This is a genomic window from Vibrio sp. 10N.222.46.A1 (assembly GCF_041473595.1).
Taxonomy (GTDB): domain Bacteria; phylum Pseudomonadota; class Gammaproteobacteria; order Enterobacterales; family Vibrionaceae; genus Vibrio; species Vibrio tasmaniensis_A.
Genome location: NZ_JBFRSN010000207.1, coordinates 1 through 13,262, shown reverse-complemented (window position 1 = coordinate 13,262; position 13,262 = coordinate 1). Strand labels below are relative to the sequence as shown.

Below are 13,262 nucleotides of genomic sequence, written 5' to 3'. Positions count from 1 at the left end.
GCAAATACAGCTTTGTTTTGTGCTTCCAGTGCCGCAGTAAACTGTTTCACGATAAGCTCTGCACTTGCGTCGGTTTCTGAACTTAATTCGATGATTGAGCGCACTTGCTTAAGGTTCGCTAATACGGGGTTAAGCTGGTTAGCGATGTTCAAACCTTGTTGAAGTGCCGTGTTTTGTAAATCCGTAGCAGTGGCCTCTGTCAGCTGCGTTTTTACTTTTTCAGTGACTTGTTTATTCACATCGGTAAATGCGTTGGTCGTCATTCCCATGGCGATTAACAGAGTGAAAGCCATCGCTCCGCCCGCACTCACCGCAATTCGCGTTCGTATACTGTTAAACATATTATCTCTCTAACCAAATAGTGGTAGTTTTTCAGAGATTTTAAACAAGATACGTGAATGGAAAATTCTATATAATGAACACAATAAGAATAGGGTGATTAAAAATATAAATAGGATGATATAACGCTTCGGATTATGTCTTTTAGAGAGGAGCAATAAGATAGGTGTATGGCTGTTTTTATTCTATTATCTAATTGTATTTGTTGATATTTTATACTTGATGCCGTTTTTAATTTCCTGGTAAATCAGGAGGTTGTAGTTTGAGGGTGTTGTGGATATATATTACTCATTATATGACATCAGTCACATTTTAATTTCATCTGAAGTGTGGAATACCCACTTAAAAAGTATGCATTTATACGTTGCAGACTAAATTCAAGTAACTGGGCCATTGATCATCTTCATTATTAAAGAATCCCCAAGCTCTTTAGCTTTCTATAAATGGTATTGCGGCTGATACCCAGTATTCGCGATGTCTTGCTGATGTTGCCCTGATTGGCTTGATACGTTTGCAGCAAGGTTTCCTCAACGGTACTTCTTAAATCGTTATTCGTTGTGCCTTTGAAGGTATTAGGAGTCGTCAGTTGATGCTGATTATCTTGCGCTAATAACGTGAGATGTTGAGCAAGGTGGCTAGGCACATGCTCGAGTGTGAGTTGTCGTTCATCACTCGCGAGTAGGGCTGCGACCTTAAGTAAGTTATCTAATTCACGGATATTACCGGGCCATGAATAGGCGCACAGCAAGCTCATTAAGTGCGGGCAGATTGTCTGTTCGTCTTCGGCATATTTACGATGAATGTGCTCGATTAAGGCGTGCTTGTCTTGTCGGTGTTGCAAGCTTGGAAGAGTAAAGGCCAAGCCATTCAGGCGGTAAAAGAGATCTTGTCGAAATTCCCCCGTAGCGACCAACTGTTCTAGGTTTTTATGCGTCGCAGCGATGATCTGACAATCGACTTGATAGCTCTGATTTGAGCCAACAGGCACTACCGACTTATCTTGTAGAACATGCAGCAATCGACACTGAGCCTCCAATGGCATGTCGGCAATCTCATCTAGAAACAGAATTCCCTTGTCTGCTTGGCGGATCTTACCTTGGAATCCTTTGTGGCTTGCGCCAGTAAAAGCGCCCGGCGCGTAACCAAACAGTTCTGATTCGATAAGATCTTTCGGCAGTGCACCGCAATTTACTGCTACTAGGGGCGAAGATTTACGTTGGCTTTGTTTGTGCAACGCTTTTACAAATTCGCCTTTGCCAACGCCCGTTTCTCCTAAGATTAATAGGCTGATCCCTTTGTCGATAACCTTGTTGGCTTGCTGCCAAGCGTGTTCTATCTGTTGCTCGCCATGGTGCAGATCACACGACGCTGAAATAGAGCGAGTGCGCTTGGTGGTTGGTTGTTTGAGGTGTTGTTTCTCAAACACAAAAGGTGCATCAAATGAGGCTCGATTGAAGAGAGTCTCGATGCATTCGCCGACGATCGAGGTTTGATCCAGCAGTTGAGAGGCGACCTGATTGTGCGCGACTACCTCGCCAGCTTCATTGGCTATCACAATTCCTTGCCAGCCGCTGTGTAATAGAGATTTCTCACATGCGAGGTCAATACGAGTGGTGCCTTGTGGGATATGACTTAATAGCTGATTTTCAACAAGCTGAACCATATTTTGAACCAGCAATTGGATAGAACTGTCGTGTTGCTGTTGCTCACTGGTAATATCCAATACGCCAACCATCTGCCCTTGATGATCAAACACCGGGCTTGCGGAACAACTGATAAACCGATGCTGGTGGATGAAGTGCTGTTCACCAATGATAGATACTGGTTTCGCTTCAACGATGGCGGTGCCAATCGCGTTGGTGCCTTTAAGTTGTTCCTGCCAACATGTTCCCGAACTGAGTGCAATTGACGTCAGCTTCTCTTTAAACCGCTCCTGTCCCCAACTTGCCAGAATTACCCCTTCAATATCCGTCAGAATCAAACGGCTGTCAGTGCGTGCAAACATCTGATTAAACAGAGGGAGAGCATTACGTTCGACGATATGAATCAAGTCGGACGATTGATGACGTCGCTGTTTAAGGATCGATTGTGGCAGGCGAATGTCTTCGGGAAGTCGTCTCTGTTTTAGACCCGCTTCTGTGCTGCGGTGCCAAGAGGATGAAAGCCAATCTGAGGTGTTTGCTTGTTGAAGATGCATGACTGTTCCATGTCGTAACAGTGAGGGTGTACCAATTTGGAACAGTTGAACACTGGAGTGCTTTCCAGACGCCCGTTCAATGCCAACTCACTTTGGGTTGTAAACGTTTGGTAATCATAGTTTTACAATTTATTAACAACAAGTTTTGAAGTTCTGGCGTGTGATTTGCGTTGTTACTGTTGTGAAGAAAACACGAAGTATCAGTGTTTTAAACAGAAAGCATAAACATGGTGACACTCTTTTTAGAGCTCTTTTCATGAGATCTGTTCTCAAGGGAAGTCGCCATGCTAGCTCGACAACATAAGCTCAATAACGAATGAGCAACGACTAAAAATCTAAGAAGGATCTAACTATGATTTACGCACAGCCGGGTAGTGATAACGCAGTGGTGAACTTTAAAGCGCAATACGATAACTTTATCGGTGGCGAATGGGTGAAGCCTGTTAGCGGTGAGTATTTTGATAACACTTCCCCAGTGAATGGTCAGGTGTATTGCCAAGTGGCACGTTCAACCGAGGCGGACATTAGCTTGGCACTCGATGCCGCGCATGCTGCTCGTGCTAGTTGGGCGGCGACTAGCGTGACTGAGCGCTCCAACATCCTACTTAAAATTGCCGATCGCATTGAAGCGAACCTAGAAGAAATCGCAGTCGCTGAGACGTGGGAAAACGGCAAGCCTGTGCGTGAAACTTTGGCAGCAGACATTCCTTTAGTTGTCGATCACTTCCGTTACTTTGCGGGTTGTATTCGAGCGCAAGAAGGCAGCGCAGCAGAGCTAGATTCAAACACCGCAAGTTACCACTTCCCGGAACCAATTGGTGTAGTCGGCCAGATCATTCCTTGGAACTTCCCGATTTTAATGTCGGCTTGGAAATTGGCACCTGCACTGGCTGCGGGCTGTTGTGTGGTGATGAAGCCAGCCGAGCAAACACCGACATCGATTTTGGTGATGATGGAGAAGATCGCTGATCTTCTACCTGCAGGCGTGGTCAACATCGTGAATGGTTTTGGTAGCGAAGCGGGTCAAGCGTTAGCAACCAGCGATCGTTTGGCGAAATTGGCCTTTACCGGTTCGACAGAAGTCGGTCACCACATCCTGAAATGTGCGGCTGAAAGCTTGATTCCATCAACGGTAGAGCTTGGCGGTAAGTCTCCAAACATCTACTTCCCAGACATCTTTAACCATGAAGACGAATACCTTGATAAGTGTGTCGAAGGCATGCTGCTTGCGTTCTTCAACCAAGGTGAAGTGTGTACCTGTCCATCACGCGTGTTGATTCATGAATCGGTATACGACAAGTTCATCGCCAAGGTGGTCGAGCGTGCTCAAACTATTAAACAAGGTAACCCGCTAGATACCGAGACTCAGGTTGGCGCACAAGCTTCAAAAGAGCAGTTTGACAAGATCTTGAGCTACCTAGAAATCGGTCGTCAAGAAGGTGCGAAAGTGCTAACAGGTGGTGAAATCGCGCAGCAACCAGATGATCTCGGCAACGGTTACTACATTCAGCCAACCATGCTGGAAGGGCACAACAAGATGCGTGTATTCCAAGAGGAGATCTTCGGCCCTGTTATCGCGGTGACGACGTTTAAAGACGAAGCGGAAGCGTTAGAAATCGCTAACGATACCGAGTATGGCTTGGGTGCAGGCGTATGGACGCGTGATGCAAACCTAGCGTATCGCATGGGTCGTAACATTGAAGCGGGGCGTATTTGGGTGAACTGTTACCACGCTTACCCAGCTCATGCCGCGTTTGGTGGTTACAAAAAATCGGGCATTGGCCGTGAGACACACAAGATGATGCTCGATCACTACCAAAATACTAAGAACCTGTTGATCAGCTACGATACTAATCCGTTGGGCTTCTTCTAATACAGGTTCGTTCTAAAAGTATGAGAATGAATCATGGGTACAAAGAATAACTAACAACGCAGTAGGCTTAATTAAGAAAAACAAAAGCTAGAAACCAAAACGCCCAATTCAATTGAGTTGGGCGTTTTTATGCTTGAATCGTTCTAGTTTTGCGAAAAGAAGATCTCGGGCTTGTGGGTTGGGCCAGAATTACCTTCTAGCTGAGTAAGCTCTAATCCTTGTTTCCCTATCAGAGAACCGACTAATTGGCGGTTAAACGGGTAACTGTCAGGGTTGTTAATATACTCTTCAATATCAACCCATTTAGCCTCTGCAATTTCATCGGTGTCTTGAATCGCAATCTCTTGGGTTTGAGCGATAAGGTGGCAAATAAAGTAGAGGTTCGATTTGCCAAACTGATACGGGTGTCTCGTCGCCATGCCAACTACAGAAATGAATGTGGCTTTGATACCAGTCTCTTCCAAGGTTTCACGAACCACCGATTCTTCAATGCCTTCACCCAACTCAATATGGCCGCCCGGTAATTTGTAGCCTGTCATACCGTGCTCTTTAATCATCAGCACTTGATTATGTTCGTTGGTGATCAATGCGCCTGCGCCCAAGGTGTGGGTCGGAATGAAAGGCACAAACTCTACAATCTCGGATTTGTGGATCAGCGTAATCTCGTCTTCTAGACAGTTGTGAAACACAAAGCCAAGTTCAGTCGCCACCGGAATAAGGTGCGAGAGCGAAATAGGCAAGCTAATCCAAATTATGCCTTTGTTATTCTGCTTTGAAAATTCGGTGATCTCGCTGAGTTCGGCATTGAAAGAGTCAGCATCGTGAGGGGCTGTTGCTGGGTCGATGATGATGCCGTTAAATTTGTCGAGCGTAAATTCCACGGGTGATCCTTTATTATTTTTGATTTATAGGGAGTCGAGCATAGATGGAGCTTATAACATCTTAAGGGCTTATAACACCTATGCAGCTTGCGACAGTTAGATTGTTTTTATCATCTTGGGATAAAGGGCAGTTGCGGGTGAAAGTGGAAAAGAGGAGAGTTTAAGGCGGGCGGCTTGAAACAAAAACTGCGCTTGGAAGCCAAAGCGCAGTTTTAAATCGGGTCTATTTGGGTTCGACTCTAACGAACATAGTTCGCATCAATACTCACGTACCAGTGCTGAAGCTTGCCGTCAGATTTTTTGATCCACAAATCGTTGGTGTAGCTCTCGATTTTGCCGTTAACCGTTAAATTGAACGTGTTCTCGTCGAATTTGCCAAGTTTCACGAATTGGTCTGTGGTAACTAGGAACGGGTCCATGTCGTCCACGCCAACCACATCTGAAATCACATAGTAGTGGTAAGTCAGCGGCTTGCTCGCATCATTCGGGTTGCTGCGGTACGCCACAAGCTTGAATGGTTCCGTTAATGGAAGGTCGAGCGTTTGCTTGTCCATGGTCGCTGGAATCGGGATAAACAGCCAAGCGGTAAACAGACCGCTTAATAAAACCATCAGGAAGAAAAGAGTCTTAATTGCTTTCATAGCAACCTTCAAAATAGGTGATGTAGAAGACGCTATGGTAACAGGTTTGATTTGCCGATTGTAAGAGTATGAATAAGTGAAGGCGACACTGTCTGTTAGGAAACTTGAACGAATTGACACACTGTTCATAAGTCACTATCTACACTAGTGCGAGTGACCTTGAGATAGGTTGATCATCACAACACCTGCTGCCACAAATAACATACCAACCCACACCATAGTATCGAGGTGCTGACGGTAAACAAATGTAGAAATCAAGCTCACGGTTACGATAGCCAAGCCCGCCCATAAAGAGTGAACCACACCTACAGGCATCCCTTTCATTGCTTGGCTCAAAAATAGAAATGCCGCCAAGTGTCCTGAAATCACCAATAGAGCAGGGATGGGTTTAGACAAACTGAAACCGTCGGTTGCTTTAAGTGCTACGTGAGAAAGTGCTTCCGCCATCACGCCCATCATTAAGAAAAACCAGCTCATAGTCGTACCTTTTAGTTGTATTGTTTTTTGTTGGTATAGCGGGGTATTTGAAAGTGTTAATCGTTGTTGCTGCTCTTTAGCAACAGCGTATTTGCCCAAACAGCAGGCATAAAAAAGCCCACACCTCACGCTTTTGCAAGGTGTGGGCTAAATCGGTGTGACTATTTGTTTAGGTAAGCAGCGTGGAACTCAATATGCTCATCAATAAAGCTAGAGATGAAGTAGTAGCTGTGGTCGTAACCTGGCTGCATACGTAGCTCTAAATCGGCATTGGTTACCTTAGCTGCTTCGACCAATTGCTCAGGCTTTAGCTGCTCAATTAGGAAGTTGTCCGCTTCGCCTTGGTCTACCAACATTGGCAGCTTAGTGCCTTTGGTTTTTAGAAGCTCAAAGGCATCGTAGTGTTTCCATTCTTCAATATCTAAGCCTAGATATTGGTTGAATGCTTTTTGTCCCCAAGGGCATTGCATTGGGTTGGTGATTGGGCTGAATGCCGAGATAGAACGGTAGTTATCTTCGTTCTTAATACCAATCGTTAGGGCACCGTGTCCGCCCATGCTGTGACCTGAAATGGATTTCACAGACGTTACTGGGAAGAAAGACTCAATCAAAGCTGGGAGCTCTGTTACCACGTAATCGTACATGTGGTAATGGCTGTCCCATGGTGCTTGAGTGGCATTCACATAGAAGCCTGCACCTTGGCCGAGATCGTAGCTTTCATTGTCGGCAACGCCTTCGCCACGTGGGCTTGTATCAGGTGCAACAATAGCGATGCCTTGCTCAGCCGCAGCTTTGAATGCGCCGGCCTTTTGCATGAAGTTTTCATCGGTACAGGTTAAGCCTGATAACCAATACAAAACAGGAACTGGGTTTTCTTTGCTTGCGTTAGGTGGCAAGAAAATCGCAAAACGCATGTTGCAGTCAAGCGTTGCAGAAAAGTGGGTGTATTGTTTGTGCCAACCACCAGCAACCTTTGCTTGGCTAATGTTTTCGATTGTCATCTATTGTGCTCCGTTAGGTTGATGGTTTTGGGGGATAACATGTCTATATCATTTAAAGTTTCACCACCCACCGGGCAGGAGGTGGTGAAGACAGTTTGTTGCTTCTCATTTATAGCTTTGGCCTCGACACCTAAGTATCGAGACCAAGGAGAATTATTTATCCATGTGTAGAACAGTACGGATAGATTCACCTTTGTGCATTAGGTCGAATGCTTCGTTTACGTCTTGCAGACCCATAGTGTGAGTAATGAACTCCTGAAGACCAAACTCACCTGCAATGTAGCGGTTAACGATTTCTGGAAGCTCAGAGCGGCCTTTAACACCACCGAAAGCAGAACCACGCCATACACGACCAGTCACTAGTTGGAATGGACGAGTTGCAATCTCTTGACCTGCACCCGCAACACCAATGATTACTGATTCGCCCCAACCTTTGTGGCAGCACTCAAGTGCTTGACGCATCACGTTTACGTTACCAATACACTCAAAAGAGTACTCAACACCACCGTCTGTCATCTCAACGATAACGTCTTGGATTGGTTTGTCGAATTTAGTTGGGTTGATGCAGTCAGTCGCGCCAAGCTGTTTTGCTAGCTCGAATTTGCTCTCATTGATATCAACACCGATGATGCGGTCAGCACCAGCCATGCGAGCACCAATGATTGCAGAAAGACCGATACCGCCTAGGCCGAATACAGCAACGTTGTCGCCTTTTTCAACTTTAGCTGTGTTTAGTACAGCGCCCATACCTGTTGTTACACCACAACCTAGAAGACAAACTTCTTCAAGTGGTGCTTCTTTGCTTACTTTCGCTAGAGAGATTTCTGGAAGTACTGTGTACTCAGAGAAAGTAGAGCAACCCATGTAATGGAAAATCGTTTCGCCATTGATAGAGAAGCGGCTTGTACCGTCTGGCATTAGGCCTTTACCTTGCGTTTCACGAACCGCTTGGCATAGGTTAGTTTTACCAGATTTACAGAACTTACATTCGCCACATTCAGCTGTGTAAAGTGGGATAACGTGGTCGCCAATCTCAACACTTGTAACGCCTTCGCCGATCATCTCAACGATACCGCCACCTTCGTGACCAAGGATTGAAGGGAAGATACCTTCTGGATCGTCACCTGATAATGTGAATGCGTCAGTGTGACAAACACCAGTAGCAACGATGCGAACTAGAACCTCACCAGCTTTAGGAAGTTGTACATCAACTTCTTCCATTTTTAGTGGCTCGCCAGCTGCCCATGCAACCATTGCTTTTGATTTGATATGCGTTTGACCAGGTTTAATTTCGATTGTCATTGGATGTTTCCTATATATGTCAGTACAGCGGATAACCGTGCAATTAAATTCAACCCGTTAAGCGTAGTTGAGCTTAATTGTTTCCGCTCTCTCGTTTTGTTGGAGCTAGTATAGGTGTGAGTGCATGTTTTGATAATCCCCTTAAATAGAAAATTATTATTACGTATTTGTAATAATGGGTATGTTCAGAAAGATTCGGAGAGGGGGTAGTTACTCAGAAAATGTAAGAACATTCTGAGTAGCTTTCTATGTAAAGACACTAATTGGAAACAAATGGGGCGTAATTTAATAGCCTATGTGATTTGGTGTGGTGGTCATCAACTTGTTTTCTACTCCGGTGAGTCATTGAGTTTATTTAATAGATGGTAATGCAGTTCGTAGATTTAGCTTAGGTCGATCCATATACATCTAAGTAGGTTCGCTAGTTTAAAGTTACTAATCATTAACCTGTTTAAAGATTTGTAGTTCTTAAAGCCTACTTTTTTAAGTGGTTTATAGAACAATTTTTTCCTTTTGGTATGATATGCAAATAAATTAACAAAAGACTAAGAAAGGTAAGGCTATGGATTTCATCGAAAGGCTACAGGGGCTATCTAAAAAAATAGTTCAGGTTGGTGCAACATTAGAAACAGAAGAAGCAACTAAGAATGCATTGATTATGCCATTCCTGCACTCAGTTCTTGGTTATGATGTTTTTGACCCAACAGAAGTCGTCCCTGAGTTTAATGCGGATACAGGTACTAAGAAAGGTGAAAAAGTAGATTATGCGCTACTTAAAGATGGTGAAGTTCAAATCTTGATCGAATGTAAAAAATTCGGAGAGAAGCTGTCGACTAAACACGCAAGTCAACTGTTCCGTTATTTCTCTGTAACGAATGCACGTATCGCTATCCTTACGAATGGTGAAGTTTACGAGTTTTATACAGACCTCGATGCTCCAAACAAAATGGATGAGAAGCCATTCTTAACGTTGAATATGTCGGATCTCGATGAGCATATTGTTCCAGAGGTTAAGAAGCTAACTAAATCATCTTTTGATGTTGATTCTGTTGTCGATGCAGCGGGGGAGCTTAAATATCTAAACCAAATTAAGAAGGTTCTACAAGTACAGTTTAAGAACCCAGAAGAAGATTTTGTCAAATTTTTCACATCAAGAGTTTATGATGGTGTTCAAACTGCAAAAGTTAAAGCTCAATTTCTTGAAATTACCTCAAAAGCACTAAAACAGTTCCTTAATGATAGTATCAATGATCGTTTAAAGTCTGCGATTGGCACTAATGAAGAAGTTGCAATTAAGGCGCAAGCGCCAGTTCAATCTGTAGTAGATACAGAAATCACACTAGAGCAAGGCGAAGAAGATAAGCCAAGGGTTGTTACGACTGAAGAAGAAACGGACGGCTTCAATATTGTTAAAGCTATCCTACGTGCAAAATTAGATGTTTCACGTATTACGGCAAGAGACACGCAAAGTTACTTTGGTATTTTGCTCGATGACAATAACCGCAAACCTTTATGTCGTTTACACTTTAATGCTAAACAAAAATATATTGGAATTACTGGTGAAGATAAAAAAGAAACTCGCCACCCAATCGAAAGCTTGGATGATATCTACGGCTTATCTGACAAGTTGCTAGATAATGCAGCTAGATTTGAATAAATAGAGTAAGGGAGGCTTGACCTCCCTTTTTTGTATATGAAATATTTTACGTTACCTCGATACAACGCTATAGCTATCGTTATGGCTGTAATACTAGCCTTTTTTAGTAGTTATAGTAATTCAGCACTTATACACGCTTTAAATTGGCTAGTTGTTGCTTACTTTTTTCTTGAAGCATTTTTCAAGATCAAAGAACAAACTTGGCGAAAATACATCTCGACTTTTGGCAATAAATTTGATTTCTCGATAGTAATAATAAGCTCGATTTTCTTGTTCTTACCAAATGAAGCTCTTGGGAGCGTTATCTACCTAAGGATTTTCAGAATAATATCGCTTATAAAAATTATCAGACTTATGCCAAATACTGAGCATATTGTTAACGGTCTTATAAGAGCTTTAAAGGCATCCAAAGCTGTTTTGATATTACTAGCTGTGCAGTTGCTGTTTTTCTCTCTATTAGGTTTTACGCTGTTTTCTAATGTAATTCCTGAGTACTTTGGTGATCCGCTGCGTTCAATGAATACTATCTTTGGAATTTTTACGATAGAAAACTGGGGAGCGGTGCCAGAAGCAGCAAAAGAACTCAATCAACCTTATGCTTATTATGCTGTAAATACATTTGTTATAGTGGTTTTAGTTTTAGGTGGCTTTATTGCTCTTTCTCTTGCTAATGCTATTTTTGTAGATGAAATGGCAAGTGATAACAACGATAACCTTATGGAAGAGATCGCTGAACTTAAATCAGAGCTTAGCGAAATCAAGGAGTTGTTAAGAAAGCCAAATGATTAACTATTAGTGCCACTAGTTGGATCGTCCATTTAAAGTGTTTGCTTGATAAGCAATTAGTAAGGTCAGATTTCAATATCCTAGTGGAATCTGGCTTTTTAGTTTGCGAAAGTTACGCATGTATAGCGATACTTGGTGCGTGAAAAATATCAACTCGTTTCTATTCACTGGTAACTATATTTAAAGTTCCCTCACACCTCAACATCGCCACAAATGCCTCCAAATACTGCTCGATAGTCAGATCCGCAGACACTGGCGGCAGCTCTACGGTAATACACGATAGGTTTCTTTCTTGGCACCAAGTGCCGAATGAGCCTGGGGTTTCGTAATCAACGTCTTCAACGAGCGGTAGGTTGAACTGCTTGCCTAGCCAAATGGCGAGTTCAGATTGGGTTGGGTCGTCGACCATGGCGAGTGGTTCGTGGAAAGAGATGACGAACTTGGGTTGGCGCTGCTCAATGAGGTTAATGAGCGACTGCACTTCCGGTTCAAGCTGATCGGCTTGGCCGGTTTTAACTTTTACATCTCTGACTGGTGTGTGTGAACTCCAGCGATAGACGGTGTCGTTTTCTGTCCAGTTTTGCGTAGGGAAAGCGCGGTTTAGATCGACTTGGTTTGCGTTGGCGCGAGTGCCTAGTTGATTGCCGTCAGGGTTCATCGATAAGATCACATCGTGTCGTAAATTGGCCGCTGGCAAGCTTCTTAGCGCACAAGATAATCCTGCAATAGAAGCGGTCTCATCGCCGTGTGTGCCTGCTAAAATCAGCCCGCGAAATTCACTTTCTATTTGTGCGGGGAAGTAGAGTAAGGGTGCACCCAACACCGATTTTCCATATGACAGCGGCTTTATTGAAAACGCAGCTCTTTCCGTTCTTGGAATTAAACTCACCTTAATCTCCTGATTGATCAAGTACTATCAAGTATTCACTATTGGCTATATTAATCATTAACCAAGTCCATTAGATGAACCCCTTTAAATAAACCATAGCGTCAAAACTCGTCAACCGTCGCATTGTTAATTTTATTACTTTGCTTCAAAGATAGGCTAGGAGAGCAAAAAAACATGGATTTTAAGAAACATTCAACGGCTTTACTCATTTCATCTTTATTGACCCCTTTTATCTCAGTGACTGCCGTTGCTGAAACCTTACCTGCTGGTGTTTCACTGGCAAAAGACCAACATTTGGTGCGAGCCAATGATGCAGAAGCTGCGACACTCGATCCGGCAAAGGCAGAAGGTTTGCCTGAAATGCACATTCTACGTGACCTATTTGAAGGTTTAGTTATTCAAGATCGCGATGGCAACATCACTCCAGGTGTTGCGGAATCTTGGGAAACCGAAGACAACCAGACGTTTGTATTCCACTTGCGTAAAGATGCTAAATGGTCGAATGGCGATCCGGTGACGGCCGATGATTTCGTGTATGCGATAAGACGCGCGGTCGATCCGAAACTCGCTTCGCCGAATGTTTGGTATCTTAAGCTGACTCAAATCAACAACATCGCTGATGTGGCAGAAGGTAAGAAGCCCGTTGAAGAGCTCGGTATCTCGGCGGTTGATAAGCACACGGTGAAATTCGAACTCGATAGCAAAGTGCCATACTTTGTGGCGATGACAGGCCACACTTCAATGATGCCCGTTCACAAGGCTACGCTAGAAAACAGCGATAAGCCGTGGAGCGATCCGAAGCAGTTTGTTGGTAATGGTGCGTTTGTTTTAGGCGAGTGGGTGGTTAACGAGCGCATTGAACTGGAGAAGAACCCTAACTATTGGGACAGTTCAGATACGCACTTAACCCAAGTGACTTACATTCCGTTTGAGAACCAGAATGCGTCGATTAATCGCTATGCGGTGGGCGAGGTCGATATCACGTCTGATGTGCCGACACACATGGCGCAGCAGCTAAAAATGAAATATCAAGACGCGTATACAGCGGTACCTTTATTGTGTACATACTATTACGCGTTCAATACCACGCGCCCTCCGTTTGATGATGCGCGAGTGCGTAAAGCGGTGTCTTATTCCATGATGCGTAATGTGATTACTAATGGCGTGACTCAAGTAGGTAACTTACCGGCTTATACCTTTGCTCATGAATACACGGCAG

The 13,262-nt window shown here is 43.8% G+C and carries 11 protein-coding genes and 1 pseudogene; 4 read left to right on the top strand and 8 right to left on the bottom strand.

The annotated features are described in order from the left end of the window. Both AB4496_RS07055 and AB4496_RS07050 read right to left on the bottom strand, forming a co-directional pair. Window positions 1-341: pseudogene (locus tag AB4496_RS07055) on the bottom strand (methyl-accepting chemotaxis protein); the annotation flags it as partial. Window positions 342-748: 407 nt separating this feature from the next. Further along, window positions 749-2,536 carry a sigma-54-dependent Fis family transcriptional regulator gene (locus AB4496_RS07050; protein WP_102258267.1) on the bottom strand — a complete coding sequence of 596 codons (1,788 nt, stop codon included), beginning with the start codon at window positions 2,534-2,536 and terminating at the stop codon, window positions 749-751. 352 nt (window positions 2,537-2,888) lie between these two features. Here AB4496_RS07050 and AB4496_RS07045 point away from each other — a divergent pair, with 352 nt between their 5' ends. Next, on the top strand, window positions 2,889-4,409 hold the full coding sequence (locus AB4496_RS07045) for an aldehyde dehydrogenase family protein (protein WP_102258266.1): 1,521 nt from the start codon (window positions 2,889-2,891) through the stop codon (window positions 4,407-4,409). Window positions 4,410-4,552: 143 nt separating this feature from the next. On the opposite strand, the gene AB4496_RS07040 is transcribed toward AB4496_RS07045, so the two are convergent. The 5 genes from AB4496_RS07040 to AB4496_RS07020 all read right to left on the bottom strand — a co-directional run bounded on the left by AB4496_RS07040 (window position 4,553) and on the right by AB4496_RS07020 (window position 8,711). After that, window positions 4,553-5,290 carry an NUDIX domain-containing protein gene (locus AB4496_RS07040; protein WP_102258265.1) on the bottom strand — a complete coding sequence of 246 codons (738 nt, stop codon included), beginning with the start codon at window positions 5,288-5,290 and terminating at the stop codon, window positions 4,553-4,555. Window positions 5,291-5,529: 239 nt separating this feature from the next. Then, on the bottom strand, window positions 5,530-5,931 hold the full coding sequence (locus tag AB4496_RS07035) for a hypothetical protein (RefSeq protein ID WP_102258272.1): 402 nt from the start codon (window positions 5,929-5,931) through the stop codon (window positions 5,530-5,532). Window positions 5,932-6,075: 144 nt separating this feature from the next. Further along, a complete protein-coding gene (locus AB4496_RS07030; RefSeq protein WP_012601126.1) occupies window positions 6,076-6,408 on the bottom strand; it encodes a multidrug efflux SMR transporter in 333 nt (110 codons plus the stop codon). Window positions 6,409-6,569: 161 nt separating this feature from the next. Beyond that, window positions 6,570-7,409, bottom strand: coding sequence for an S-formylglutathione hydrolase (gene fghA / locus AB4496_RS07025; RefSeq protein WP_102258264.1), 840 nt, complete (start codon window positions 7,407-7,409; stop codon window positions 6,570-6,572). Window positions 7,410-7,562: 153 nt separating this feature from the next. Next, window positions 7,563-8,711, bottom strand: coding sequence for an S-(hydroxymethyl)glutathione dehydrogenase/class III alcohol dehydrogenase (locus AB4496_RS07020; protein WP_102258263.1), 1,149 nt, complete (start codon window positions 8,709-8,711; stop codon window positions 7,563-7,565). A 562-nt stretch (window positions 8,712-9,273) separates the two neighbouring features. Between AB4496_RS07020 and AB4496_RS07015 the strand changes: the two genes are divergently transcribed. Together AB4496_RS07015 and AB4496_RS07010 are read left to right on the top strand one after the other, a co-directional pair. Continuing rightward, on the top strand, window positions 9,274-10,368 hold the full coding sequence (locus AB4496_RS07015; protein WP_102258262.1) for a type I restriction endonuclease: 1,095 nt from the start codon (window positions 9,274-9,276) through the stop codon (window positions 10,366-10,368). An 81-nt stretch (window positions 10,369-10,449) separates the two neighbouring features. Further along, on the top strand, window positions 10,450-11,157 hold the full coding sequence (locus AB4496_RS07010) for an ion transporter (RefSeq protein WP_240798336.1): 708 nt from the start codon (window positions 10,450-10,452) through the stop codon (window positions 11,155-11,157). A 157-nt stretch (window positions 11,158-11,314) separates the two neighbouring features. Here the strand turns inward: AB4496_RS07010 and mpaA are convergent, their stop codons facing one another. Continuing rightward, window positions 11,315-12,043: a murein tripeptide amidase MpaA gene (mpaA, locus tag AB4496_RS07005; RefSeq protein ID WP_102258260.1), complete on the bottom strand. Its 729-nt coding sequence runs from the start codon at window positions 12,041-12,043 to the stop codon at window positions 11,315-11,317. A 174-nt stretch (window positions 12,044-12,217) separates the two neighbouring features. Here mpaA and AB4496_RS07000 point away from each other — a divergent pair. Further along, window positions 12,218-13,262 (top strand): peptide ABC transporter substrate-binding protein (locus AB4496_RS07000; protein WP_372130730.1); only part of this gene is annotated, 1,045 nt, incomplete at its 3' end.

Excerpts from the sequence above, each read along its gene's own strand:
- AB4496_RS07050 (WP_102258267.1), bottom strand. The coding sequence starts at position 2,536 with ATGCATCTTCAACAAGCAAACACCTCAGATTGGCTTTCATCCTCTTGG.
- AB4496_RS07045 (WP_102258266.1), top strand. The coding sequence starts at position 2,889 with ATGATTTACGCACAGCCGGGTAGTGATAACGCAGTGGTGAACTTTAAA.
- AB4496_RS07035 (WP_102258272.1), bottom strand. The coding sequence starts at position 5,931 with ATGAAAGCAATTAAGACTCTTTTCTTCCTGATGGTTTTATTAAGCGGT.
- AB4496_RS07030 (WP_012601126.1), bottom strand. The coding sequence starts at position 6,408 with ATGAGCTGGTTTTTCTTAATGATGGGCGTGATGGCGGAAGCACTTTCT.
- fghA (WP_102258264.1), bottom strand. The coding sequence starts at position 7,409 with ATGACAATCGAAAACATTAGCCAAGCAAAGGTTGCTGGTGGTTGGCAC.
- AB4496_RS07020 (WP_102258263.1), bottom strand. The coding sequence starts at position 8,711 with ATGACAATCGAAATTAAACCTGGTCAAACGCATATCAAATCAAAAGCA.
- AB4496_RS07015 (WP_102258262.1), top strand. The coding sequence starts at position 9,274 with ATGGATTTCATCGAAAGGCTACAGGGGCTATCTAAAAAAATAGTTCAG.
- AB4496_RS07010 (WP_240798336.1), top strand. The coding sequence starts at position 10,450 with ATGGCTGTAATACTAGCCTTTTTTAGTAGTTATAGTAATTCAGCACTT.